Genomic DNA, 24,176 nt, shown 5'->3' on the forward strand with positions numbered 1-24,176 from the left:
CGGGGCCGGGGGACTGCAGCACCAGCCCGTCATGAGGTCCCCGGCCGGCCCGTGCCTTCCTGAGCAGGCGACGGGGGCACAACGACGACGCCGGGAGTCCGTGCGGACTCCCGGCGTTACCGGTGCGGCGGGCGAGGTCTACCGAAGCCGTGCCATGAGGGCGTGTTCGACGAGGGTGATGAGGGCGCTCTTGGCGTCGCCGCGGTGGCGGGCGTCGGTGGTGATGATGGGGGCGTCGGGGCCGATCTGGAGGGCTTCGCGGACTTCTTCGGGGGTGTAGGGCTGGTGTCCGTCGAAGCCGTTGAGGGCGATGACGAAGGGCAGGCCGCTGTTTTCGAAGTAGTCGACGGCGGGGAAGCAGTCGGCGAGGCGTCGGGTGTCGACGAGGACGACGGCGCCGATGGCGCCGCGGACGAGGTCGTCCCACATGAACCAGAAGCGGTCCTGTCCGGGGGTACCGAAGAGGTACAGGATCAGGTCCTGGTCCAGGGTGATGCGGCCGAAGTCCATGGCGACCGTGGTGGTCGTCTTGTCACCGGTGTGGGTGAGGTCGTCGATGCCGGCCGAGGCGCTGGTCATGACGGCTTCGGTGCGCAGGGGGTTGATCTCGGAGACCGCGCCGACGAACGTGGTCTTGCCCACGCCGAAGCCGCCCGCCACCACGATCTTCGCGGAGGTGGTGGAGCGAGCCGCTCCGCCGTTAGAGCTTGCGAAGTCCACTGAGCACCCTTTCGAGCAGTGTCACATCTGGCTGGCCGCCGGCAGACTCGTCGCCGCCGGGCTGATGAATGGCGACAAGGCCCGCCTCCGCCAGGTCGGCGACGAGGATGCGGGCGACACCAAGAGGAATGGAGAGAAGTGCCGAGATCTCCGCGACGGATTTGATCTCCTGGCACAGGCGGCAGATGCGCTGGTGCTCGGGCAACTGCCCTTGCAGGCGCGCGGGATCCGCCGTGGTACTGACCAGCGCCTCGATGGCGAGCTGGTAGCGCGGCCGGGTCCGGCCGCCGGTCATCGCGTACGGACGCACCAGCGGGTTGTGCGCCTTGGGAGCCTGCGGCTGCGCGGCCCGAGGGGGCTGCTGGGGAAGCCGGTGGGGCGCCTGCGGCTGCTGGGGCTGGCCGTACGGCTGCTGCGCGTAGGGGTTCTGCTCCGGCATGGGCCGGCTGGGAGCGGAGGGGAAGTTGAAGCGGTTCTGGTCGTGCCCACCCTGCGGCTGCTGGCCGCCATAAGGATGTCCTCCGGGTGTTGTCACGTTTCCTCCTCCGACTCCAAGAACGCAGTACTCCCTGTGGAACCGCGCCACCGCACCCTACGGTGCGATGACGCGAAACGCACTGCCTGATTACTAGTTGAGAAGGCTTCCTTGCAGCTCCGCGCGCAGGTCCGGGGTGAGGACGTTGCCGGCGCGGTCCACGAGGAGGGCCATCTCGTAGCCGACGAGGCCGATGTCGCACTCGGGGTGCGCGAGCACCGCGAGCGAGGACCCGTCGGAGACCGACATGAGGAAGAGGAACCCACGGTCCATCTCCACCACGGTCTGGTTGACGGCGCCGCCCTCGAAGATGCGGGAGGCTCCGGCGGTCAGCGAGGTCAGACCGGAGGCCACGGCCGCCAGCTGATCGGCGCGGTCGCGCGGGAATCCGTCGGACATCGCCAGCAGCAGGCCGTCGGCGGAGACCACCACCGTGTGGGACACCCCGGGGGTGTTGTCCACGAAGTTGGTGATCAACCAGTTCAGGTTCTGCGCCGCCTGGCTCATCGCGCTCACACTAACGCTCCTGGTCATAGCTGTTACTTGACTGCTCGGAACCCGCGCTGCGTCCCTGCTGGACACCGCGGCGCAGGTTGCTCAACCTGCCGCGTACGTCCTCCGGGGCGCGGGAGACCTGGGGGCCGCCCTGCGGGGTCGTCTCCGCAGCGCCCTCGACCAGGTTGGCCTTGGGCACCCGCCGAGGGAGACCGGACGAGGTGACCCCGCCCGCCTTCGGCTCACGGAGCTTGCCCGCCTGCTGCCAGCGTTCGTCGTTCGCCGAACGCCAGCCCCCGCCGGCCGGCACGTCCTCCGGGGCCTCCTTCGGCGCAGCCGGCTGCTGCTGTCGCTGCGGCCGCTGCTCGAAGAGGGAACCGGTGGGCTCCGCTTCCTTCTGGCCCGAACCCCACTGCTGCTGGCTGCCACGTCGCGGCAGGCCCGCTCCGGTCATTGCGTGACCGGTGTCGGCAGCGGCGCCCGGACGGTCGAAGCCTACGCGGTCCACGGCCGGTTCGGGAGCGGCCGGGGGTTCCGATTCGGTCCCGTAGTCCTGCTGGTAGGACTCCGAGTAGGTGTTCTGCTCGGGCCATGCGGCCTGCGGTGACTGCTCAGCGTAACCGCCGTCGTACGCCTGCGCGGGCTGCTGGCCGTCCTGGTAGCCGACTTCCGGATAAGCGTAGCCCTGCTCCGGGAACGCCTCGTACGACTGCTGCTGGGCCTGCTCCTCGTACGGGGTCTCGTAGCCCTGCGCGGAGGGCTGCTCGTACTCCTGGTACGGCTGGTACGCGTGCTCGGGCTGGGGTTCCGGATAGCCCTCGGAGTACTGCTGCTGCTCCTGCTGGGGCTCCTGCTCCTGCCCGAAGTTGAGCTGCGCCTCCAGGGCGGCCCGGCGCTCCTCGCGGCCCAGGGACCGCACCACCGGGTCGACCGGCTTCTGCTCGCCGCCCTGGCCGTTCTGGGCCTCGTAGCGGGAGTCGTCGAAGCCGAGTTCGGCGGCTGTGCGCAGCGGGGCGGCCTGCTGGGCCTGCTGCTCGGGGATGATCGAGGAGACGGTGAAGTCGTCGTCCGGGATGCCCTCGCCACCGCCACCGTGGGTGATGGCGTCGGGGAGCATGACCAGCGAGGTGGTGCCGGCCTGCTCGCCCGAGGGGCGCAGCTGGACGCGGATGCTGTGGCGGTCCGCCAGCCGGCCGACCACGAACAGACCCATGCGCTGCGAGATCGCGGCGTCCACGGTCGGCGGGTTGGCCAGCTTGTGGTTGATGTCCGCGAAGTCCTCGGCGGTGAGACCGATGCCCTTGTCGTGGATCTCGATCATCACGCGGCCGTCGGGCAGACGCGTGGCGTTGACCCGGACCTTGGTCTGGGGGGAGGAGAACGTGGTGGCGTTCTCCAGCAGCTCGGCGAGCAGGTGCACGAGGTCGGTCACGGCCTGGCCGTGGATCTCGGCCTCGGAGACGCCCGACAGCTCGATGCGCTCGTACTGCTCCACCTCGGAGGAGGCGGCGCGCAGGACGTCGACGAGGGGTACCGGCTGGTCCCAGCGGCGGCCCGGGTTCTCACCCGCGAGGATGAGGAGGTTCTCGCCGTTGCGGCGCATACGGGTGGCCAGGTGGTCCAGGCGGAAGAGGTTCTCCAGCTGGTCCGGGTCGGCCTCGTTGTTCTCCAGGTCGGTGATGAGGGTCAGCTGGCCCTCGATCAGCGACTGGTTGCGCATGGAGAGGTTCGTGAAGATCGCGTTGACGTTGCCCCGCAGGAGGGCCTGCTCGGCGGCGAGCCGGACCGCTTCCCGGTGGACCTGGTCGAAGGCGCGGGCGACCTCGCCGATCTCGTCCTGGGAGTTGATCGGGATCGGCTCGACACGGGTGTCGACCTTGCCCGGGTCGGTGCGCGAGAGCTGGTCGACGAGCATCGGCAGGCGCTGCTCGGCGACGTCGAAGGCGGAGGTGCGCAGGCGCAGCATCGCGCGGCTCATCTGGCGGGCCATCAGCGCGGCCAGGATGAAGGCCGCGAGGAGGGCCACGACCACGATGGCGCCGGTCAGGATGGCGTCGCGCTGGGCCTTGTCGGAGACGGCGACGGTGTCCTTGACGGCCTTGTCGAGCAGCTCCTGCTCGACCTCGGCGTAGCCGTCGAACTTGGCGGTGGCGGCGGCCTGCCAGGCCTGCGGGGTCACGCCGATCAGGGCGAGCTTGGCGGGCTTGTCGCCGCCGGCTATCGCCTCGGTCATGCCGGTGAGGGCGGAGCCGTTGACCACGGGCGGGGCCTTGAAGGGCGTACCGGCCTGCTCGGCGGCCTGCTTGGCCTGGGCGAGCTTGGCGGCGCCCTCCTGGGACTTCTTGCCCATGACCTCCTGGAGCCGCTTGGTGTCCTCTTCGGTACCGGCGGCGACGTACTCGCCGGCCGCGATTTCCTCGAGGTAGGCGTAGGAGGAGAAGGCGACGAGCTGGGCCTTGCGGACGTTCTCGTCCTCGTTCGGGCGGACCAGCAGGTGCGTGCCGATGGAGCGCTGCAGCGAGTTGGCCGCCTTGGCCAGCTCGACCGCGTAGACCATGCGGCCGTAACTGGTGACGTTCCCGGTGCCCAGGCCCAGTTCGTTGGAGAACTGCATCAGGTAGTGCTGGACCAGCACGTAGCCCTCTTCGGTCGGCACGGGGCCGGCCGCGGAGGGGAGGTTCTTCTTGGTGGTCTCCGGGACGGCGTAGGCCGTCTTGCGGACCTGCTCCAGCTTCGGCTCCTCCCGGCGGAAGAGTTCGAGGCGGCGCTCCAGGCCCTGCTTCTTCGGCATGTCCTTGACGGCGGCGGCGAACTTGGCCTTGGCCGCGTCGGTGGCCGCGTAGGCCTTCGTCACGGCCTCGTTGCCGCGGTCGTTCTTGAGCAGCGGCTCGGCGCTGAGGTCACGCTCGTTGAGGAGGGCCTGGCCGTATTCGGCGGCCGCCTGGACGATGCGGACCGTCTTCTCCGCGTCCTTCGCCTCGTTCCAGGTGTCGATCGAGCCCTTCACCTGGAAGCCGCCCATGACCAGTCCGACGAGGACGGGCACGAGCAGGATGGCGTTCAGACGCGTCGGCACACGCCAGTTGCGGGGCGAGAGCTTGCTCGTGCTGCCGCCGCCCGCCGGTGGTTCCACGGGCACGTCGACGGGCGACATGGCCGCGCGCGGCGGCGGGGTGAAGTTGCCCCGAGCGGGTTCAACCGCGGGACTCGAGTTGCTTCGCCTCACTCGACCAACAACCTCTCGGCGGTGCTACTAGCTAGTTCGTTGAATTCCAGCACGATGAAGCGCAGTGTTCCAAACAGTTGGAATCGGCCATTCCACGAGCCTTACGTCCCACATAAACCGGACATAAAGAGCGAGCTGCGGCAAAAACGGGGCCAGTTGTGCGCACAGTGGCACCGGGCGAACGCACGCCGTGTCCGGCCGAGGGCAATTCTCTGTCGAAACGTTATGAACACCAGAGGCGGGCCGTGTTCTATGACACAGCCCGCCTCCGCGAATTCGCCTCGTAACGGCTGCTACTTGAGCCGTGCCATGAGGGCGTGTTCGACGAGGGTGATGAGTGCGCTCTTGGCGTCGCCGCGGTGGCGGGCGTCGGTGGTGATGATGGGGGCGTCGGGGCCGATCTGGAGGGCTTCGCGGACTTCTTCGGGGGTGTAGGGCTGGTGTCCGTCGAAGCCGTTGAGGGCGATGACGAAGGGCAGGCCGCTGTTTTCGAAGTAGTCGACGGCGGGGAAGCAGTCGGCGAGGCGTCGGGTGTCGACGAGGACGACGGCGCCGATGGCGCCGCGGACGAGGTCGTCCCACATGAACCAGAAGCGGTCCTGTCCGGGGGTACCGAAGAGGTACAGGATCAGGTCCTGGTCCAGGGTGATGCGGCCGAAGTCCATGGCGACCGTGGTGGTCGTCTTGTCACCGGTGTGGGTGAGGTCGTCGATGCCGGCCGAGGCGCTGGTCATGACGGCTTCGGTGCGCAGGGGGTTGATCTCGGAGACCGCGCCGACGAACGTGGTCTTGCCCACGCCGAAGCCGCCCGCCACCACGATCTTCGCGGAGGTGGTGGAGCGAGCGGCACCGCCGTTAGAGCTTGCGAAGTCCACTGAGCACCCTTTCGAGCAGCGTTACGTCCGGCGTTCCGCCGGCCTCTCCATTGCCCGGCTGGTGGATCGCCACCATGCCGGCCTCCGCCAGGTCGGCGACGAGGATGCGGGCCACACCGAGCGGCATCGACAGCAGCGCGGAGACCTCGGCGACCGACTTCACCTCGCGGCACAGGGTGCAGATGCGCTGGTGCTCCGGCAGCAGGCCGGACAGGTGCATCGGGTCGGCCGTCGTGCTGACCAGCGCCTCGATGGCGAGCTGGTAGCGGGGCCGGGTCCGGCCGCCGGTCATCGCGTACGGACGTACCAGCGGCTGGTCGCCTTCCGAGTACGAGTCTTCGTACGCATCGGGGTAGGCGGGGGGCGGGGTCATTGATCCTCCGGGCTGGACAGCAGTGGTCAGCGTGCCGTCTGACGGGGCGGCCGGTGGGGGGACGTGATGACGGCCTTCGGGGGTACTGGGGTTCCGGGATGGCGCTCCCGGTCCCCCCGGCCGGAAGTACCGTCCGGCCGGGAGGAGGGTGTCAGGTGAGCAGGCTTCCCTGGAGCTCCGCGCGCAGGTCCGGGGTGAGGACGTTGCCGGCGCGGTCCACGAGGAGGGCCATCTCGTAGCCGACGAGGCCGATGTCGCACTCGGGGTGCGCCAGGACGGCCAGCGAGGAACCGTCGGAGACGGACATGAGGAAGAGGAATCCCCGGTCCATCTCCACCACGGTCTGGTTGACGGCGCCGCCCTCGAAGATGCGGGAGGCCCCGGCGGTCAGCGAGGTCAGACCGGAGGCCACGGCCGCCAGCTGGTCGGCGCGGTCACGGGGGAAACCTTCGGACATCGCCAGAAGGAGTCCGTCGGCGGAGACCACCACGGTGTGGGACACCCCGGGGGTGTGGTCCACGAAGTTGGTGATCAACCAGTTCAGGTTCTGTGCCGCCTGGCTCATCGAGCTCAACTATCGCTCCTGCTGGTAGGTGGGGTCGATGTGGTAACTGCCGGTCGCGGGGCCGGAGCCGCCGGCCTGCCGTCCCTGCTGGATACCGCGTCGGAGGTTGGTGAGACGGCCGCGCACGTCGTCCGGGGCGCGCGACACCTGCGGCCCGGCCGGGGCCTCGGCCTGCTGCTGTGCGGTACCGGCGACGAGGTTGGCCCGCGGCACCCGACGGGGGAGCCCCGAAGTGGTGATCCCGCCGGCCGCGGGCTGGCGCACGCGTTCGGCCTGGCGCATCAGCTCGTCGTTGGGGGAGGTCCGCCAGCTGACCGTCGGCGTGCTGCCGGTGACCGCCGTGGCGGGCTCGGCCGCGAGCTCCTGTCCCCGCTGCGGCAGCGGCTGCTGCTGGGGCTGCTGCGGGACGGCCGGCGCCTGACCGGCGGACGGACCGCCGTTCTGGCCGGACCAGTTCGACTCCAGCGTATCGAAGATCGGACTGCGCAGGTCACCACCGGACTGGGCCGGGGCCGGGGGCAGCGCCTCCGGCTGGTACGCCTGCGGGAGCTGCGGGGCCTCGGGACGCGGCGCCGGCATCGGCGCGGGAGCGTAGCCGCCGGGCTGCCGGCCCTGGCCCTGCTGGTCCGCGTACCCGCCGACACCGGGGCCGCCCGGGCGGGCGAACTGGCCCGTGGAGGAGGGGTCGAGGGAGCCGCCCGGCTGCGGGCGCTCGAACTGCCCGGTGGCGGACGGGTCCTGGGGACCGCGCAGGCCGGGGCGCTCGAACTGGCCCGTCGTGGACGGGTCCTGGGGACGGCGTACGTCGGGGCGCTCGAACTGGCCGGTCGTGGAGTTGCCGGCCGGCGGGTACGGGGCGTTGCCCGGCATCTGGTCCAGGGCGGGGCGGGCGAACTCCGCCGTCGAACCGGGGCCCGACAGCTCGTCGTGGCCGCGCGGGGCCTCCTGCCCGGCCTGCCCGGCACCCCAGCTGGTGCCCTGGGGCATCCCGGCGGCCGGACCGCCCGGGCTCGGGAGCTCCGGCCGCCCCGCGGCGCCGCCCTGCGGCGGAAGCTGCGGACGCCGGCGCTTGACGGGGGCACCGGGGCCGCCCTGCTGCTGCGGGGCCTGCCCGGGCTGCGGGCCGGAGCCCGGACCGCCCTGGGGCGGCTGCGGACGCTCGAAGCCGCTGCCCTGGGGCGGGAAGACACCCGGGCCGGAGGCCTGGGGCACGCCCGCGGGACGGGCCTGCGGACCGCTGAAGAGGTTGTTGTCCCGGCCGGCCGGAGCACCGGCGGGGCCGCCCTGGCCGCGGCCGGGCTGCGGAGCACCACCGCCGAAGCCGCCCTGGCCCTGCCCCGTCGGAGCGGCGGGGCCGCCCTGCGGACGGGGACCCTGGCCCTGCGGCCGCTGCTGCGGAGCGCCGGCGGGGCCGCCCTGGCCGGGCAGCGCGGGACGCTGCCCGCCGCCGACCTGGCCGCGCTGCTGGCCCGCACCCACGGGGGGACGCGCACCGGTGCCGGGGACCTGACCCTGGGCGCCGGGGGCACCCTGGCCGCCCGGGGCACCGGCCTGGCCGCCCTGGCCCGCCGCCGGACCCGGCTTCTTGCCGCCCTGGGCGACGTCCACCGGGAGCATGACGAGCGCGGTCGTACCGCCCGAGTCGGACGGGCGCAGCTGGATGCGGATGCCGTGTCGCAGGGACAGGCGGCCGACCACGAACAGGCCCATGCGGCGGGAGACGGAGACGTCCACGGTCGGCGGCGACGCGAGCCGCTCGTTGATCGCGGCGAGGTCCTCGGGGGACAGGCCGATACCGGTGTCGTGGATCTCGACGAGCACGCGGCCGTCGGGCAGCGCGTGACCGGTGACCTTGACCTTGGTCTGCGGGGAGGAGAACGAGGTGGCGTTCTCCAGCAGCTCGGCGAGGAGGTGCACGAGGTCGTTGACGACGCGGCCGGCGACATCGGTGCCGGGCACCGCCGCCAGCTCGATGCGCTCGTACTGCTCCACCTCGGACGCGGCGGCGCGGAGCACGTCGACGAGCGGGACGGGGCGGGTCCACCGGCGGCCCGGCTCCTCACCCGCGAGGACGAGGAGGTTCTCACCGTTACGCCGCATTCGGGTGGCGAGGTGGTCGAGCTTGAAGAGCGAGGAGAGCTGGTCCGGGTCGGCCTCGCGCGACTCCAGTTCGGAGATGAGCGACAGCTGACGCTGGATGAGGCCCTGGGAGCGGCGCGAGAGGTTGGTGAACATCGCGTTGACGTTGCCCCGGAGGAGGGCCTGCTCGGCGGCGAGGCGGACGGCCTCGCGGTGCACGTCGTCGAAGGCCGCGGCCACCTGGCCGATCTCGTCGCGGGTGTGCAGGCCGACCGACTCCACGGAGGTGTCGACCTCCTGCGGGTCCGACTCCGAGAGCTGCTTGACGAGCTCGGGCAGACGGTCCTGGGCGACGCGCGTCGCGGTGTCCTGGAGGCGGCGCAGCGAGCGGATCATGGACCGGGCCATGACGAAGGCGCCGACGAGGGAGACACCGAGGACGAGGAGGATCAGGGCACCGTTGATGATGGCGTCCTGCTGCGACTCGTTCTTGAGCTCGCGGGCCTTCTGCTCCATGTCCTCGAGCAGGGTCAGCTCGATGACCTTCATGGCCTGGAGCTTGGTGTCGTCCGCGTCGTACCAGTCCATCCAGGACCGGTTCTTCTCCTTGAGGAACTGTCCCTGGGTGCTCAGTACGCGGCGGGCGTAGTGGTCGGCGCTGCCGATCTCGGTGTTGCCGTCGCCGAGCGCCGCGAGGAGTTCCTCGGGCTTGCCCTGGTAGACGAGTTCGAAGGTCTTCTTCGCCTGGCTCTCGCCGCGGAGCGCGGAGAGGCCGTAGAGGCGGTCGTTCTCGTCCAGCTTGCCGGGCTTGTCGCTGCTCTCCAGGAGGGAGGCGGCGATGACGGCGCGCTGGATGGAGGCGTACTCCTTGGCGGAGGAGAAGGCGGCCAGGGCGCGGGTGCGCTTGATCATCTCCGGGTTGGAGGTGGCCTGGGCCATGTCCTGCGACAGCGAGAGCAGCGAGACGATCAGCGCGTTGTACTCGGTGACCGTCTGCTGGGCGCCGTTCATGTACGCCTTTTTGCGGATGTCCTCGATGCCGGTGAGCTGGCGGCCGATCTGCAGGATGTTGTTGCGGATCGACTTGAGGGTCTCGTCCTTGTCCTCCGCGCTGTCGACCTTGTCGGTCGCGGCGGCGAAGGCCTTGGCGGCGGCGTCGGTCTGGTCGCGCACACCCTGGACGAGGCTGTTGGCCTTGCCGTCCTTGGTGATCGACATCGGACCGGCCGACTTGTCCCGCTCCTCCTGGAGCATGGCGGCCAGGTTGGTGGCCTGCCGGGTCATCGTCGTCAGCAGCTGCATGTGCTCCAGCTGGGCGATGTCGTTGAGCGAGTCGTTGATGCGGAAGCCACCGAGGGTGGTGGCCGCGACGACGGGCAGGGTCAGCAGCGACACCAGTCGCGTGCTGATGCGCCAGTTCTGCATCGCGAGGCGGGAGCCCGAGCTGGGGGCCTTGGGTATCGCCTCGTCCTGCTCGACGGTCTCGGCCTTGGCCTTGCCCTTGGAGCGCGCGGCCTTCGGGGCCTTGGGGGCCTTTCCGGACTTCCCGCGGCCCTTGGCCTTGCCCGAGGGGGAGGAGCCGGGCCCCGCCCCTTCGAGTGCCGGGCCGCGGCCCGGGGCGTGCTGGGGCGAGGCGCCACGGTCGGTCCCGCCGGGCGGTTCCTGCTCCGCCGCAGCTTCCCCTCGGCCCTGAAGGGCCTGGGGAGACCCCTTGCCATCCCTCTTGAATCGTCCCTGCACTAGCGTCGCAACCTCTGGACCAGGCGCCCCGCCGGATGAGCGGCGGAACGGTGTCGAGTCGTGGGGCACTGACGGCCCCATGGTGGTCGTCGGTGACCGGCGCGTCTCCCTGTCGATGCCACCGCGCTCGGCGCTCTCTTGCGCCACCTGCGCGCCGGCTGATACCCGCGGCGGTCTCGCGAATTCCAGCACAGTGGGGGATCTCCAACAAGGTGCGCGTGTCGCCCCGGCGAGCCGGTCACGGCTTGTGACAGCCGGGCTACGGGACGTGGAAGTCCAATGCGGATCAATCGGACTTACGCCAATCAAAGCTCGCGTCCGGCAAGGTGTCCCAGTCGAGATGATCAGGAGCGGAATGGCGCATTCAGTGGCGCAATGTCCGTTTCGTGAACGTCGGTTGACTGTCAGTTATGTCCATATTGCCCGCTCGCTGGTGAGCAAACTCACACGGCTGTGGCTATTACCAACCGGTTCACTCGGGGATTCGGATGTTTAGCCTTGCCTGTTAAAGGGTTGGCGCCACATCCGGCGCAGCAGTCGACCCACACCCCACCAGCGAGCCGAGGGCCCGAAACTCCGATGAAGACGACGTCGATGATCCGCAACATAGCCAACCCCCGCCGCACCACCCTCGCGCACCTCAAGGACGCCGAGGACCTGCAGGCGGCCCCGGCCACCCCGGAGCACCGCGTCGAGCTGCCCGCCCAGACCGCGAACCCGCGCCGCACCGTCCTCATGGACGCCCCGGTCGCCGCCGCGCAGTAACAAAGGAGCGCGAAGCGCCGGCCCCCACCGCGTTAGCCTGGAGTCCGCAGACTCCAGCCAGCGGAAACACAAGAGGGGCAGACGCAGCAGGTGCGCATCGCCAGGTTCTCGATCGACGGCAACGTCGCGTTCGGCGCGGTCGAGGGCAGCACTGCCCCCGGCGCCGAAGGCGAGCTCGTCCTCGACATCATCAAGGGCATCCCGTTCGCGGACTTCGAGCTCTCCGGCACGAAGGTCCCGCTGAGCAAGGTCCGGCTGCTGCCGCCCGTGCTCCCGAACAAGGTCGTGGCCGTGGGCCGCAACTACGCGGAGCACGCGGCGGAGCTCGGCAACGAGCTCCCCGAGGCACCCATCACCTTCTTCAAGCCCTCCACCTCGGTGGTCGGCTCCGGCGACCCGATCGTCTACCCCTCCTTCTCCCAGGAGGTCCACCACGAGGCGGAGCTCGCCGTGGTCATCGGCCGCATGTGCCGGGAGGTCCCGAAGGAGCGCGTCAAGGACGTGATCCTCGGCTACACCTGCGCCAACGACGTCACCGCCCGCGACGTCCAGCAGCGCGAGAAGCAGTGGGCCCGCGCCAAGGGCTTCGACAGCGCCTGCCCCCTCGGCCCCTGGATCGAGACCGACCTGGACCCCTCCGACCTGGCGGTCCAGTGCACCGTCAACGGCGAACAGCGCCAGCTCGGCCGTACCAGCGACATGGTCCGCTCCGTCGAGGACCTGGTCGTGCACATCAGCGAGGCCATGACCCTGCTCCCGGGCGACGTCATCCTCACGGGGACCCCGGCCGGAGTCGGCCCCCTCAACGTCGGCGACGAGGTCGCCGTCACCATCGAAGGCATCGGCACTCTCACCAACAAGGTGATCAAGCGTGGCTAACGCGAACGTCCGCGTACGTTTCTGTCCCTCCCCGACCGGCAACCCCCACGTGGGCCTGGTCCGCACCGCCCTCTTCAACTGGGCGTTCGCCCGCCACCACGGCGGTACGTTCGTCTTCCGCATCGAGGACACGGACGCGGCCCGCGACTCCGAGGAGTCCTACGTCCAGCTGCTCGACTCCCTGCGCTGGCTCGGCTTCACCTGGGACGAGGGCCCCGAGGTCGGCGGCCCGCACGCCCCGTACCGGCAGTCCGAGCGCATGGACATCTACAAGGACGTCGCGCAGAAGCTCCAGGACGGCGGCTACGCCTACTCCTGCTACTGCACCACCGAGGAGCTCGACACCCGCCGCGACGCCGCCCGCGCCGCCGGCAGGCCCTCCGGCTACGACGGCCACTGCCGCGAGCTGACCGCCGAGCAGGTCGCCGCGTACGAGGCCGAGGGCCGCACCTCGATCGTCCGCTTCCGGATGCCCGACGAGACCATCACCTTCACGGACCTGGTCCGCGGCGAGCTCTCCTTCACCCCGGAGAACGTGCCGGACTTCGGCATCGTCCGCGCGAACGGCGCCCCGCTGTACACGCTGGTCAACCCGGTCGACGACGCGCTGATGGAGATCACGCACGTCCTGCGCGGCGAGGACCTGCTCTCCTCCACCCCCCGCCAGATCGCCCTCTACAAGGCGCTGATCGAGCTGGGCGTCGCCAAGGGCACCCCGCAGTTCGGCCACCTGCCGTACGTGATGGGCGAGGGCAACAAGAAGCTCTCCAAGCGCGACCCCGAGTCCTCGCTCAACCTCTACCGCGAGCGCGGCTTCCTCCCCGAGGGCCTGCTGAACTACCTCTCGCTCCTCGGCTGGTCCTTCTCCAAGGACCAGGACGTCTTCTCGATCGAGGAGATGGTGGCGAAGTTCGACATCGACGGCGTCAACGCCAACCCGGCCCGCTTCGACCTGAAGAAGGCCGAGGCGATCAACGCCGACCACATCCGCCGGCTGACCCCGAAGGCCTTCGCGGACGCCTGCGCCCCGTGGCTGGAGGCCCCGCACGCCAACTGGGCGCCCGAGGACTTCGACGCCGACGCCTGGGAGCGGATCGCCCCGCACGCCCAGACCCGTGTGACGGTCCTCTCGGACATCACCGCGAACGTGGACTTCCTCTTCCGCAAGGAGCCCGTCGAGGACCAGGCGTCCTGGGACAAGGCCATGAAGGGCGAGCCCGCGGCCCTGCTGACCACGGCCCGGGAGAACCTGCTCGCCGCCGACTGGTCGGACCCGGAGTCCCTCAAGCAGGCCGTCCTGACCGCCGGCGAGGCCCACGGCCTCAAGCTCGGCAAGGCCCAGGCGCCGGTCCGCGTGGCGGTCACCGGCCGCACCGTCGGCCTGCCGCTCTTCGAGTCCCTGGAGATCCTGGGCAAGGAGCGCTCGATCGCGCGCATCGACGCGGCCCTGGCGAAGCTCGCCGCCTGACCCGCGCCCTCCCGGAGGGGCGGCAGCCGATCCGGCTGCCGCCCCTCCGGCGTTCCCGGGCGGTGAGAGTGCTCACACCCCTCCGACGGCGGTGTGGCGCGGCTCACCGCCCGGCCGGGTTCCGCGTACCGCCCCCGCGCGCGCCCGCCCGGGCGTAGGCTCGCCGGTATGCCGATCCGCGCCGTGCTCTGGGACATAGACGACACGCTCTTCGACTACACGGGGGCCGATGCGGCCGGTCTGGCGCGGCACCTGCGCGACGAAGGGCTCGGCGAGCGCTACGGGACCCCGGCCGAGGCCCTGGCCCTGTGGCGGAAGGCCACCGAACTGCACTGGGCCCGCTTCGCCGCCGGCGAGGTCACCTTCCTCGGCCAGCGCCAGGAGCGGGTACGGGAGTTCCTGGAGGAGCCCGCCCTGACCGCCGACGAGGCCGACGCCTGGTTCGAGCGCTACCTCGGGCACTACCAGGCCGCCTGGGCCCTCTTCCCCGACGTCCTGCCCGCCCTGGACGCCCTCGCCGGGAGCTACCGGCACGGGGTGCTCTCCAACTCCTCCGAGGCCAACCAGGACCACAAGCTGCGCCACCTCGGTCTGCGCGAACGCTTCGAGGTGCTGGTGTGCGCCGCCGAGCTGGGGGTCAGCAAGCCCGACACCGCCGCCTTCCTCGCCGCCTGCGACGCCCTCGGGCTGCCCCCGGCCGAGGTGGCGTACGTGGGGGACCAGCCGGAGATCGACGCGCGGGGCGCGCGCGACGCGGGACTGACCGCCTTCTGGCTCGACCGGGACGGGGGCCGGGGGCCCGGCCCCGGCGGCGTACACCGGATCGAGGGGCTCGAACAGCTCCCCGGGCTGCTGGCCGGTGATACCCGTTTTGGAGCACGGTCAGGCATCCGGTAATGTTCTTTCTGCGCCGGGGAGACGGGCCGAGAGGCCGGGAACCGGAGGCGCTAACCAAACGAAAGGCCCCCAGGGTCTTGAAGTTCGGTGGGCTATAGTGTAATTGGCAACACGAGGGTTTCTGGTTCCCTTATTCTAGGTTCGAGTCCTGGTAGCCCAGCGCAGTGCAGCAGTAACGCAGTGCTTTGCCCCCGTTGTGTAGCGGCCTAGCACGCCGCCCTCTCAAGGCGGTAGCGCCGGTTCGAATCCGGTCGGGGGTACAGATCCTTCCCGCAGGATCTCCAGGGTCGCTCCCGGAGGTCTTGATGCAGGATCGCTAGGGCCCCCGTTGTGTAGCGGCCTAGCACGCCGCCCTCTCAAGGCGGTAGCGCCGGTTCGAATCCGGTCGGGGGTACCAAGGTCTGGCTGGTCTAGACCATTGGGCTATAGTGTAATTGGCAACACGAGGGTTTCTGGTTCCCTTATTCTAGGTTCGAGTCCTGGTAGCCCAGCGCAGTACCGCAGTAAAGCTAGCCCCCGTTGTGTAGCGGCCTAGCACGCCGCCCTCTCAAGGCGGTAGCGCCGGTTCGAATCCGGTCGGGGGTACATCAGGAAAGGCCCTCCGCGATCATCGCGGAGGGCCTTTTCGCTGTTTCCGGGCCCTGTCCGGCCGTGGACAAGTGCGGGCCCGGGGGCGCGAGTTCGGACGTGTGCGGCGTCGTACGCGCCCCCGGGCCCGGGGGTCGTGGTGGAAGAGGTCTGCGACCGGGGAGGTCAGCCGGAGCGGCGCAGGGCCTCCGTCAGGCGGGCGGCCGCGTCGATGACGGCCTGGGCGTGCATGCGCCCCGGGTGGCGGGTCAGGCGCTCGATCGGGCCGGAGACCGACACGGAGGCCACCACCCGGTTCGAGGGGCCGCGCACCGGCGCCGAGACGGACGCCACGCCGGGCTCCCGCTCGCCGATCGACTGCGCCCAGCCGCGGCGCCGTACGCCGGACAGGGCCGTCGCCGTGAAGCGCGCGCCCTGCAGGCCCCGGTGAAGCCGCTCGGGCTCCTCCCAGGCCATCAGGATCTGCGCCGCCGACCCCGCCTTCATCGGGAGCGTGGAGCCCACCGGGACCGTGTCCCGCAGGCCCGACAGCCGCTCGGCGGCCGCCACGCAGATGCGCATGTCGCCCTGACGCCGGTAGAGCTGCGCGCTCTCGCCCGTCACGTCACGGAGGTGCGTGAGCACCGGTCCCGCCGTGGCCAGCAGGCGGTCCTCGCCGGCCGCGGCGGCAAGCTCTGCCAGCCGCGGGCCGAGGATGAACCGGCCCTGCATGTCCCTCGCCACCATCCGGTGGTGTTCCAGTGCCACGGCAAGGCGGTGTGCCGTGGGTCGTGCGAGCCCTGTCGCCGCGACCAGCCCGGCGAGGGTGGCCGGACCGGACTCCAGTGCGCTCAATACCAGAGCTGCCTTGTCGAGAACGCCGACGCCGCTAGAGTTGTCCATGAAACGATATTCACGTCTCACACTGTGAAACGCAAGTTCAAATTTTCCAAGAACCAGCGAGTCTGTATGTACGGGTCCACGAACCACTGGGTCCGGGACGGTGAGCCGGAGGGAAAGAGCGATGGGTAGGACACTCGCGGAGAAGGTCTGGGACGACCATGTCGTCCGGCGCGCCGAGGGCGAGCCCGATCTCCTCTTCATTGATCTCCACCTGCTGCACGAGGTGACCAGCCCGCAGGCCTTCGAGGGGCTGCGCCAGGCCGGCCGCAAGGTCCGGCGCCTGGACCTCACCATCGCGACCGAGGACCACAACACCCCCACCCTCGACATCGACAAGCCGATCGCGGACCCGGTCTCCCGGGCCCAGCTGGAGACGCTGCGCAAGAACTGCGCCGAGTTCGGTGTGCGCCTGCACTCGCTGGGCGACGTCGAGCAGGGCGTCGTGCACGTCGTGGGGCCGCAGCTGGGCCTGACGCAGCCCGGTACCACCGTGGTCTGCGGCGACTCCCACACCTCCACGCACGGCGCCTTCGGCGCGCTGGCCTTCGGCATCGGCACCAGCCAGGTCGAGCACGTGCTGGCCACCCAGACGCTGCCGCTGGCCCGCCCGAAGACGATGGCCATCACCGTCACCGGCGAGCTGGCCGAGGGCGTCACCGCCAAGGACCTGATCCTGGCGATCATCGCCAAGATCGGCACCGGCGGCGGCCAGGGCTACATCCTGGAGTACCGCGGCGAGGCCGTCGAGAAGCTCTCGATGGAAGCCCGCATGACCATCTGCAACATGTCGATCGAGGCCGGCGCCCGCGCGGGCATGATCGCCCCCGACCAGACCACCTTCGACTACCTCCAGGGCCGCGACCACGCCCCGAAGGGCGAGGACTGGGACGTGGCGGTCGCCTACTGGAAGACCCTGCGCACCGACGAGGACGCCGTCTTCGACGCCGAGGTCGTCATCGACGGCTCCGCGCTCTCCCCGTTCGTCACCTGGGGCACCAACCCCGGCCAGGGCGCGCCGCTGTCCGCCAACGTCCCCGACCCGGCTTCGTACGAGGACGCTTCGGAGCGCCTGGCCGCCGAAAAGGCCCTGGAGTACATGGGGTTGACGGCCGGACAGCCGCTGCGCGACATCAAGGTCGACACCGTCTTCGTAGGTTCCTGCACCAACGGCCGCATCGAGGACCTGCGCGCCGTCGCCGACATCATCGGGGGCCGCAAAGTCGCCGACGGCGTACGGATGCTGGTCGTCCCGGGCTCGGTCCGGGTCGCCCTCCAGGCCGTCGAGGAGGGCCTGGACAAGGTCTTCAAGGACGCCGGCGCCGAATGGCGGCACGCGGGCTGCTCCATGTGCCTGGGCATGAACCCCGACCAACTGGCCCCGGGTGAGCGTTCCGCGTCCACCTCCAACCGCAACTTCGAGGGCCGGCAGGGCAAGGGCGGGCGCACCCACCTGGTCTCCCCGCAGGTGGCCGCCGCCACCGCCGTGCTGGGCCATCTGGCCTCGCCCGCCGACCTGTCCGACGCCAACGCCACCGCCGGAGTCTGAGCCATGGAAGCCTTCACCACCCACACCGGCCGCGCCGTCCCGCTGCGCCGCAGCAATGTCGACACCGACCAGATCATCCCGGCCCACTGGCTGAAGAAGATCACCCGTGACGGGTTCGAGGACGGGCTCTTCGAGGCCTGGCGCAAAGACCCGGAGTTCGTCACCAACCGGCCCGAGCGCGCCGGTGCGACGGTCCTGGTCGCCGGCCCCGACTTCGGCACCGGCTCCTCGCGCGAGCACGCCGTCTGGGCCCTGCAGAACTTCGGGTTCAAGGCGGTCATCTCCTCCCGCTTCGCCGACATCTTCCGCGGCAACTCGCTGAAGAACGGTCTGCTGACCGTCGTCCTGCCGCAGGAGACCGTCGACCGGCTGTGGGAGCTCACCGAGGCCGACCCGACCGCCGAGATCACCGTCGACCTGGTCGACCGCAAGGTCCGAGCCGAGGGCGTCGAGGCGGAGTTCGAACTCGACGACAACGCGCGCTGGCGGCTGCTGGAAGGACTGGACGACATCTCGCTCACCCTTCAGAACGAAGCCGACATCGACGCGTACGAAAGCACCCGACCCGCCTTCAAGCCGCGCACGATTCGCGTCTGATTCCTGCCTGATCAGCGCTTATTCACCCTCGGGTGATCACATCGGCAACACTGTGCCCCCTGCCTTCCGGCGGGGGGCACAGCCGTATGTTGAGGCCCCGTGAGGCGACAACTCGCCCCAGATGGCACAATCTGTGCATGGAACGCGACAGTCAACTCGAGCTCTACGAACTCGTCGCGGACCGGTTGAAAGAAGCACACACAAGGGTGCGCGCACTGCAAGTCCCGGAGGGCGTAAGGATGGCGCTGTCCCGGAAGCTGTTGGTCGTCACTGCCGCGGCGAAGCACGATCTCGCCGACGCGGCAAGGCGCCTGGACAGGTTGATGAAGGACCTCGACGAGGGTCGATTCCCTGAAGGCGACTGATGCGAAGGAACTCCGTAACGGCTCACATCGTTGCGGCACTAGGGTGATTAGCCCGTTTCGTGTTTGATTTGCGGTATATATCCGCCTAACGTGCGAAATAAGCTTGAACACATTCGTTCTGGCGAGGTCTCCGAAGGGGAAGACGTGAACAAGGCGCAGCTCGTAGAAGCGATTGCCGACAAGCTGGGCGGCCGCCAGCAGGCCGCCGACGCGGTCGACGCGGTACTGGACGCGATGGTCCGCGCGGTCGTCGCGGGCGACCGGGTCTCGGTCACGGGCTTCGGCTCGTTCGAGAAGGTCGACCGCCCGGCCCGCTACGCCCGCAACCCGCAGACGGGTGAGCGCGTCCGGGTCAAGAAGACGTCCGTTCCCCGCTTCCGTGCGGGTCAGGGCTTCAAGGACCTGGTCAGCGGCACCAAGAAGCTCCCCAAGGGCGACGAGGTGGCCGTCAAGAAGGCCCCGAAGGGCAGCCTGACCGGCGGTGCCTCGGCCACGGTCAAGAAGGCCGCCGCCAAGAAGGCCACCACGGCCAAGAAGGCCGCCGCGAAGACCACGGCCACCAAGGCCGCCGCCAAGAAGACGACGGCGAAGAAGGCCGCCACGACCGTCAAGAAGACGGCCGCGAAGACCACGGTCGCGAAGAAGGCCACGGCCACGGCCAAGAAGGCGACCCCGGCGAAGAAGGCCACGGCGGCGGCGAAGAAGACCACCGCCACCGCGAAGAAGACCGCCCCGGCGGCCAAGAAGGCCACCGCGACGAAGGCGCCCGCCAAGAAGACGGCGACGCGCAAGGCCACCGCGAAGAAGACCACCGCCCGCAAGAAGTAGGGGCACGAGTCACACACGCCGGGCCGGCTTCCCCCCGGGGGAAGCCGGCCCGCGGTGCGTTCCTCCGCTGGTCACAGGGGTCGCGGACCCCCGCGGGCCTACAGGGGCTAGAACGTCTGCAGGGTGACCAGGGTGATCCGCAGGCCGGCGCCCTCGCCGTCCGTCTCGATGCGCACCCGCTGCCCGGGACGCAGCATCAGCAGGCCGCCGGCGTCGAAGGCCTCGGCCCCGAAGGGCACCGGGGTGCCGTCGTCCAGCAGCACGCTGCCGCTGCGGGTCTGGGAGTCGTACGTGTACGCGGTCGCCTGCATAAGCGCACTGTATCGGGCCGTGTGCCGGCCCACGCCGAGGGAGAGGGCCCTGCGCAGGTCCGGTCCCGTGTCCACGTCCCGGCGCACGCTCTCGACGTCGGCCAGGGATATTTCCACCGCCCCCGAAGCGGAATGGCGGGCCCGGGACGGGCCGCCGAACGCGGGTGCCAATTCCACGTCCGGGCCGGCGGAAAGGAGCGTCGTCCCGATTCCCGCCGCATCCGCCAGAAATGCCCGGGGAAATGCGGAGGCGATATCGAGCACACGTAGCAATTCCGGCGGGCGCAGCGCGGGCAGGTCCGCGTTCATCGCGGCCAGCCGCGCCCCCGGCCGCCCCGCGCGCACGGCCCGCGCTCCGTGGTCCAGCGCGGCGTTGAGCCCCGCGCCCGGAGCGTCCGGCAGGATCCGCGCCCCGAGCCGGGCCAGTTCCGCCCCGGCCACCGCGTCGTCCGTGACGACCACCACATCCGCGACCGAAGCACAGGCCAGCGCCCCCGCCACCGTGTCCTGCGCGAAGGCCAGGGCCAGCCCCGGACGGGAAGCCCCCACGGCGGCCGCCAGCCGGCTCTTGGCCAGCGCCAGGGGTTTCAGCGGGACCACCAGGCTCCAGACGGCGTTCGTGGCGGACTCCTTCGCTCCGGTGCGCGGCCGCACCCGTCCCGGCCAAGGACGGGTCACGGCCCGGTCATCAGTCGGCCCATTGTCGCCTCAGACCGGCAGCAGGGGGGCCCGCCGGTCCGGGCGGGGCGTACGGTGTTCTCGACAGAGACCGGACGCGGGGCGACACTTGTCCGGCCCACGAGGTGCCGAGCTCCCCCAGCCACCGCTGGGAGGTGCCCCACGCCCCGGTCCTAGAGGAAGGTGCTCCGAGTGTCCCGCCGCAGAATCGGCTTCTGGTACCGCCTGGCGGCGGTCATCGCAAAACCGCCGCTGGTAGTGCTCTTCAAGCGGGACTGGCGGGGAATGGAGCACATTCCGGCCGACGGCGGATTCATCACCGCCGTCAATCACAACTCGTATCTGGACCCGCTGTCCTACGCGCACTTCCAGTACAACACCGGCCGGGTGCCCCGGCTGCTCGCCAAGGCCGGGCTCTTCAAAGTGCCTTTCGTCGGCGCGATCCTCCGCGGATCGGGACAGATCCCCGTCTACCGCGAGACCACCAACGCCCTGGACGCGTTCCGGGCCGCCGTGGCCGCAGTCGAGCGCGGCGAATGCGTCGCGTTCTACCCCGAGGGCACCCTCACCCGCGACCCGGAGATGTGGCCGATGGCCGGCAAGAGCGGTGTCGCCCGCGTGGCGCTGATCACCCAGGCTCCCGTCATTCCGGTGGCCCAGTGGGGCGCCAACCTCGTGATGCCGCCGTACGCCAAGGAGAACAAGGTCCGCCTGTTCCCCCGCAAGACCCTCCAGGTCCTCGCGGGCCCGCCCGTGGACCTCTCGGCCTTCTACGGCAAGGAACCGACGCCGGAGGTCCTCAAGGGGGCCACCGAGGCGATCATGGCCGACATCACCCGGCTCCTGGAGGAGCTGCGCGGCGAGAAGGCCCCCGACCAGCCGTACGACCACCGCAAGGCCCGCGCGCAGCAGCGGCGCAAGGCCGCGGGGGAGGGTTCCAAGTGACGCGTCCCGTCAAGGCAGCCGTCTTCTCCGCGGGCTCCTGGGGTACCGCCTTCGGCATGGTGCTGGCCGACGCGGGCTGCGAGGTCACCCTGTGGGCCCGCCGCCCGGAGGTCGCCGACGCCATCAACACCGGCCGCACCAACCCGGACTACTTCCCCGGCGTGGAGCTCCCCGCGAACCTGCGGGCGACCACCGACCCGGCCGAGGCCGCCCGCGGCGCGGACTTCACGGTGCTGTCCGTGCCCTCCCAGACCCTGCGCGGCAACCTCGCCGCCTGGGCCCCCCTGCTGGAGCCCGACACCGTCCTCGTCTCCCTGATGAAGGGCATCGAACTCGGCACCGCCAAGCGGATGAGCGAGGTCATCGAGGAGGTGGCCAAGGTCCCCGCCGAGCGCGTCGCCGTGGTCACCGGCCCCAACCTGGCCCGCGAGATCGTCGCCCGCCAGCCCGCCGCCTCCGTCGTCGCCTGCGTGGACGAGGCCGTGGCCCAGCGGCTCCAGGCCGCCTGCCACACCCCGTACTTCCGGCCGTACACCAGCACCGACGTCATCGGCTGCGAGCTCGGCGGCGCCGTCAAGAACGTCATCGGCCTCGCCGTCGGCATCGCCGACGGCATGGGCCTGGGCGACAACACCAAGGGCTCGCTCATCACCCGGGGCCTGGCCGAAGCCACCCGTCTGGGCCTGGCGATGGGCGCCGACCCGCTCACCTTCTCCGGCCTCGCGGGCCTCGGCGACCTCGTCGCCACCTGCTCCTCGCCGCTCTCCCGCAACCACACGTTCGGCACGAACCTGGGCCGCGGGATGACCCTGGAGGAGACCATCGCGGTCACCAAGCAGACCGCCGAGGGGGTCAAGTCCTGCCAGTCCGTGGCGGATCTGGCCCGCCGCCACGGAGTGGACATGCCGATCACCGACACGGTCGTCGACATCGTCCACCACGGCAAGCCCACGCTGGTCGCGCTGAAGGAACTCATGGGCCGCAGCGCCAAACCGGAACGACACTGACACCTTTCCGGACGCTTGAGCGGGTACCCTCGTGGCGATATGAGCAGCGAGAACCTCCCCCAGACCCCTGAGCAGCAGGGCCGCAAGCCCCGCGTGGCCGTCGTCTTCGGCGGCCGCAGCTCGGAACACGCCATCTCGGTCGTCACCGCGGGCGCCGTGCTGCGCTCCATCGACCGCTCCAAGTACGAGGTGCTGCCCATCGGCATCACCACGGACGGCCGGTGGGCCCTGACCGCCGACGCACCCGAGCGCATGGCCATCGCCGACCGCCGGCTCCCCGACGTGGCGTCGCTGGCGGAGTCCCCGGACGGCACCGTCGTGCTGCCCGTGGACCCCGCCAGCCGCGAGGTCGTCTACACCGAGCCGGGATCCGTCCCCAAGGCACTGGGTGAGGTCGACGTCGTCTTCCCCGTGCTGCACGGCCCCTACGGCGAGGACGGCACCCTCCAGGGCCTCCTGGAGCTCTCCGGGATCCCGTACGTCGGCTGCGGCGTCCTCGCCTCGGCCGTCGGCCAGGACAAGGACTACATGAAGCGGGTGTTCACCTCCTTCGGGCTGAACGTCGGCCCGTACGTGACCATCCGCCCCCGTGAGTGGGAGGCCGACCAGGACGCCGCCAGGGCCAAGGTCCTGGACTTCGCCGCCGAGCACGGCTGGCCGCTGTTCGTGAAGCCCGCCCGCGCCGGCTCCTCCATCGGCATCACCAAGGTCGACGACGCCTCCGGGCTCGACGCCGCCATCCGCGAGGCCCGCCACCACGACCCCAAGGTTATCGTGGAGGCCCTGCTGCGCGGCCGCGAGATCGAGTGCGGCGTCCTGGAGTTCGAGGACGGGCCGCGCGCGAGCGTGCCCGCGGAGATCCCGCCGGTCTCCAGCCACGACTTCTACGACTTCGAGGCGAAGTACATCGACTCCGCCGCCGGCCTGGTGCCCGCCCCGCTCACCCCGGAGCAGACCGCCGAGGTGCAGCGGCTCGCGGTCGAGGCCTTCGAGGCCGCGTCCTGCGAGGGACTGGTCCGCGCCGACTTCTTCCTCACCGAGGACGGCACCTTCGTCATCAACGAGATCAACACCCTGCCCGGGTTCACGCCGATCTCGATGTACCCGCGCATGTGGCAGGAGTCGGGCATCGAGTACCCGGAGCTGGTGGACCGCCTGATCCAGGCCGCCCTGCGCCGCTCCACCGGCCTGCGCTAGACGCCTCCACCGGGCTTCCGTCCGGGGGAGCCCCGGGGTCCCGTACAGCCGACCGCCCGCCAGGAGGAACCCTGGCGGGCGGCGGTGTGCGCGGGTGGGGGCGGGTCAGTAGGAGGAGATCCCGGCCGGCACGGCCTTGGCCACCGCGGCGGACAGACCCACGAGCATGCCCGCGTCCGTGGCATGCTCCTTGTCGATCCAGACCTCCGTGTAGGCCAGGCGCGACCCGGTGGTGAACTTCAGACCGCCGTCGGCCGGCCGTTCCACCAGCCAGCCGACGCCGTTCACCTCCACTCCGTCCGCCTTCGGATCGGCCATCTTGGCGGGCTTGGGGATGCCGCACCGCAGTACGATCGCCGAACCGCCCCACGCGGCGGTCAGGTCCGACTCCGGTTCGGTGGCGGTCCGGTCCAGCCCGGACACCGTCGCCGGGAGGTCCTTGTGCAGCGCGGCACAGAGCCCCGCGACGTCGGCGGGCGGCGCGGGCGGCGGAGTCACCCGGGCCTCGGAGGTCCCGGGGGCACAGCCCGCCAGGGCCAGGCCCGCCGACAGGACGGGCAGGGCCAGTACACGCAGGGGCCGACGGTGCGAAGACATCACCGGCCAAGAGTAGAC

The 24,176-nt window shown here is 70.6% G+C and carries 21 protein-coding genes, 5 tRNA genes and 1 pseudogene; 16 read left to right on the forward strand and 11 right to left on the reverse strand.

The annotated features are described in order from the left end of the window. Nucleotides 1–138: 138 nt before the first annotated feature. From B4U46_RS25120 to B4U46_RS25155, 8 genes are all read right to left on the reverse strand, one after another. Complete coding sequence (locus tag B4U46_RS25120) at nucleotides 139–720, reverse strand: GTP-binding protein (RefSeq protein WP_079429940.1); 582 nt, start codon at nucleotides 718–720, stop codon at nucleotides 139–141. Continuing rightward, the gene (locus B4U46_RS25125) at nucleotides 701–1,255 is read right to left on the reverse strand and encodes a DUF742 domain-containing protein (protein ID WP_100862805.1); all 555 of its coding nucleotides are present in this window, start codon (nucleotides 1,253–1,255) and stop codon (nucleotides 701–703) included. The genes B4U46_RS25120 and B4U46_RS25125 overlap by 20 nt, the downstream gene beginning before the upstream one ends. Nucleotides 1,256–1,348: 93 nt before the next feature. Next, nucleotides 1,349–1,762: a roadblock/LC7 domain-containing protein gene (locus B4U46_RS25130; protein WP_079431971.1), complete on the reverse strand. Its 414-nt coding sequence runs from the start codon at nucleotides 1,760–1,762 to the stop codon at nucleotides 1,349–1,351. A 10-nt stretch (nucleotides 1,763–1,772) separates the two neighbouring features. Beyond that, nucleotides 1,773–4,976, reverse strand: a complete 3,204-nt coding sequence (locus B4U46_RS25135; protein ID WP_079429942.1) for a nitrate- and nitrite sensing domain-containing protein — start codon at nucleotides 4,974–4,976, stop codon at nucleotides 1,773–1,775. Between the two features lie 293 nt (nucleotides 4,977–5,269). Further along, complete coding sequence (locus B4U46_RS25140; protein WP_079429943.1) at nucleotides 5,270–5,851, reverse strand: GTP-binding protein; 582 nt, start codon at nucleotides 5,849–5,851, stop codon at nucleotides 5,270–5,272. Next, nucleotides 5,832–6,224, reverse strand: a complete 393-nt coding sequence (locus tag B4U46_RS25145) for a DUF742 domain-containing protein (protein ID WP_045952696.1) — start codon at nucleotides 6,222–6,224, stop codon at nucleotides 5,832–5,834. Before B4U46_RS25145 ends, B4U46_RS25140 begins: the two co-directional genes overlap by 20 nt. A gap of 151 nt (nucleotides 6,225–6,375) precedes the next feature. Continuing rightward, nucleotides 6,376–6,789, reverse strand: a complete 414-nt coding sequence (locus B4U46_RS25150; RefSeq protein ID WP_311736922.1) for a roadblock/LC7 domain-containing protein — start codon at nucleotides 6,787–6,789, stop codon at nucleotides 6,376–6,378. 9 nt (nucleotides 6,790–6,798) lie between these two features. Beyond that, the gene (locus B4U46_RS25155) at nucleotides 6,799–10,608 is read right to left on the reverse strand and encodes a nitrate- and nitrite sensing domain-containing protein (RefSeq protein WP_237293125.1); all 3,810 of its coding nucleotides are present in this window, start codon (nucleotides 10,606–10,608) and stop codon (nucleotides 6,799–6,801) included. A gap of 579 nt (nucleotides 10,609–11,187) precedes the next feature. On the opposite strand from B4U46_RS25155, the gene B4U46_RS25160 reads away from it, so the two are divergent. From B4U46_RS25160 to B4U46_RS25200, 9 genes are all read left to right on the forward strand, one after another. Next, the gene (locus B4U46_RS25160; protein WP_079429946.1) at nucleotides 11,188–11,373 is read left to right on the forward strand and encodes a hypothetical protein; all 186 of its coding nucleotides are present in this window, start codon (nucleotides 11,188–11,190) and stop codon (nucleotides 11,371–11,373) included. A gap of 90 nt (nucleotides 11,374–11,463) precedes the next feature. Then, the gene (locus B4U46_RS25165; protein WP_079429947.1) at nucleotides 11,464–12,252 is read left to right on the forward strand and encodes a fumarylacetoacetate hydrolase family protein; all 789 of its coding nucleotides are present in this window, start codon (nucleotides 11,464–11,466) and stop codon (nucleotides 12,250–12,252) included. After that, nucleotides 12,245–13,720, forward strand: a complete 1,476-nt coding sequence (gene gltX, locus B4U46_RS25170) for a glutamate--tRNA ligase (protein ID WP_079429948.1) — start codon at nucleotides 12,245–12,247, stop codon at nucleotides 13,718–13,720. The genes B4U46_RS25165 and gltX overlap by 8 nt, the downstream gene beginning before the upstream one ends. A 168-nt stretch (nucleotides 13,721–13,888) precedes the next feature. Next, nucleotides 13,889–14,617 carry an HAD family hydrolase gene (locus B4U46_RS25175; RefSeq protein WP_079429949.1) on the forward strand — a complete coding sequence of 243 codons (729 nt, stop codon included), beginning with the start codon at nucleotides 13,889–13,891 and terminating at the stop codon, nucleotides 14,615–14,617. A gap of 88 nt (nucleotides 14,618–14,705) precedes the next feature. Then, nucleotides 14,706–14,777, forward strand: a tRNA-Gln gene (locus B4U46_RS25180). Between the two features lie 27 nt (nucleotides 14,778–14,804). After that, nucleotides 14,805–14,877 (forward strand) — tRNA-Glu (locus B4U46_RS25185). Between the two features lie 61 nt (nucleotides 14,878–14,938). Then, nucleotides 14,939–15,014, forward strand: a tRNA-Glu gene (locus B4U46_RS25190). A gap of 22 nt (nucleotides 15,015–15,036) precedes the next feature. Continuing rightward, nucleotides 15,037–15,108: transfer RNA gene (locus B4U46_RS25195), tRNA-Gln, on the forward strand. A gap of 21 nt (nucleotides 15,109–15,129) precedes the next feature. Continuing rightward, nucleotides 15,130–15,202 (forward strand) — tRNA-Glu (locus tag B4U46_RS25200). 168 nt (nucleotides 15,203–15,370) lie between these two features. Here the strand turns inward: B4U46_RS25200 and ndgR are convergent. After that, nucleotides 15,371–16,087, reverse strand: coding sequence for an IclR family transcriptional regulator NdgR (ndgR, locus tag B4U46_RS25205; RefSeq protein WP_007266782.1), 717 nt, complete (start codon nucleotides 16,085–16,087; stop codon nucleotides 15,371–15,373). 121 nt (nucleotides 16,088–16,208) lie between these two features. Here ndgR and leuC point away from each other — a divergent pair, with 121 nt between their 5' ends. From leuC to B4U46_RS25225, 4 genes are all read left to right on the forward strand, one after another. Then, entirely contained in the window at nucleotides 16,209–17,633 is a 1,425-nt protein-coding gene (gene leuC, locus B4U46_RS25210) for a 3-isopropylmalate dehydratase large subunit (RefSeq protein WP_079429950.1), read from the forward strand. Between the two features lie 3 nt (nucleotides 17,634–17,636). Then, nucleotides 17,637–18,230 carry a 3-isopropylmalate dehydratase small subunit gene (gene leuD / locus B4U46_RS25215; protein ID WP_045945904.1) on the forward strand — a complete coding sequence of 198 codons (594 nt, stop codon included), beginning with the start codon at nucleotides 17,637–17,639 and terminating at the stop codon, nucleotides 18,228–18,230. Between the two features lie 137 nt (nucleotides 18,231–18,367). After that, complete coding sequence (locus tag B4U46_RS25220; protein ID WP_079429951.1) at nucleotides 18,368–18,595, forward strand: hypothetical protein; 228 nt, start codon at nucleotides 18,368–18,370, stop codon at nucleotides 18,593–18,595. Between the two features lie 144 nt (nucleotides 18,596–18,739). Continuing rightward, nucleotides 18,740–19,423 carry an HU family DNA-binding protein gene (locus B4U46_RS25225; protein WP_079429952.1) on the forward strand — a complete coding sequence of 228 codons (684 nt, stop codon included), beginning with the start codon at nucleotides 18,740–18,742 and terminating at the stop codon, nucleotides 19,421–19,423. A gap of 314 nt (nucleotides 19,424–19,737) precedes the next feature. On the opposite strand, the pseudogene cofC reads toward B4U46_RS25225, so the two are convergent. Next, nucleotides 19,738–20,388: pseudogene (gene cofC, locus B4U46_RS25230) on the reverse strand (2-phospho-L-lactate guanylyltransferase); the annotation flags it as partial. A gap of 216 nt (nucleotides 20,389–20,604) precedes the next feature. On the opposite strand from cofC, the gene B4U46_RS25235 reads away from it, so the two are divergent. The 3 genes from B4U46_RS25235 to B4U46_RS25245 are packed head-to-tail and all read left to right on the forward strand — an operon-like array spanning nucleotide 20,605 to nucleotide 23,561. Continuing rightward, nucleotides 20,605–21,357, forward strand: a complete 753-nt coding sequence (locus tag B4U46_RS25235; protein WP_079429954.1) for a lysophospholipid acyltransferase family protein — start codon at nucleotides 20,605–20,607, stop codon at nucleotides 21,355–21,357. Continuing rightward, a complete protein-coding gene (locus tag B4U46_RS25240) occupies nucleotides 21,354–22,364 on the forward strand; it encodes an NAD(P)H-dependent glycerol-3-phosphate dehydrogenase (protein WP_079429955.1) in 1,011 nt (336 codons plus the stop codon). Before B4U46_RS25235 ends, B4U46_RS25240 begins: the two co-directional genes overlap by 4 nt. 39 nt (nucleotides 22,365–22,403) lie before the next feature. Further along, nucleotides 22,404–23,561: a D-alanine--D-alanine ligase family protein gene (locus B4U46_RS25245; RefSeq protein ID WP_079429956.1), complete on the forward strand. Its 1,158-nt coding sequence runs from the start codon at nucleotides 22,404–22,406 to the stop codon at nucleotides 23,559–23,561. A gap of 105 nt (nucleotides 23,562–23,666) precedes the next feature. Here B4U46_RS25245 and B4U46_RS25250 read toward each other — a convergent pair whose 3' ends face one another. Further along, nucleotides 23,667–24,158 (reverse strand): DUF3515 domain-containing protein, encoded by a 492-nt coding sequence (locus tag B4U46_RS25250; RefSeq protein ID WP_079429957.1) that lies wholly within the window; start codon nucleotides 24,156–24,158, stop codon nucleotides 23,667–23,669. Nucleotides 24,159–24,176 lie beyond the last annotated feature (18 nt).

Origin of the sequence: Streptomyces katrae, from assembly GCF_002028425.1 — a bacterium.
In the GTDB taxonomy this organism is placed as follows: Bacteria; Actinomycetota; Actinomycetes; order Streptomycetales; family Streptomycetaceae; genus Streptomyces; species Streptomyces katrae_A.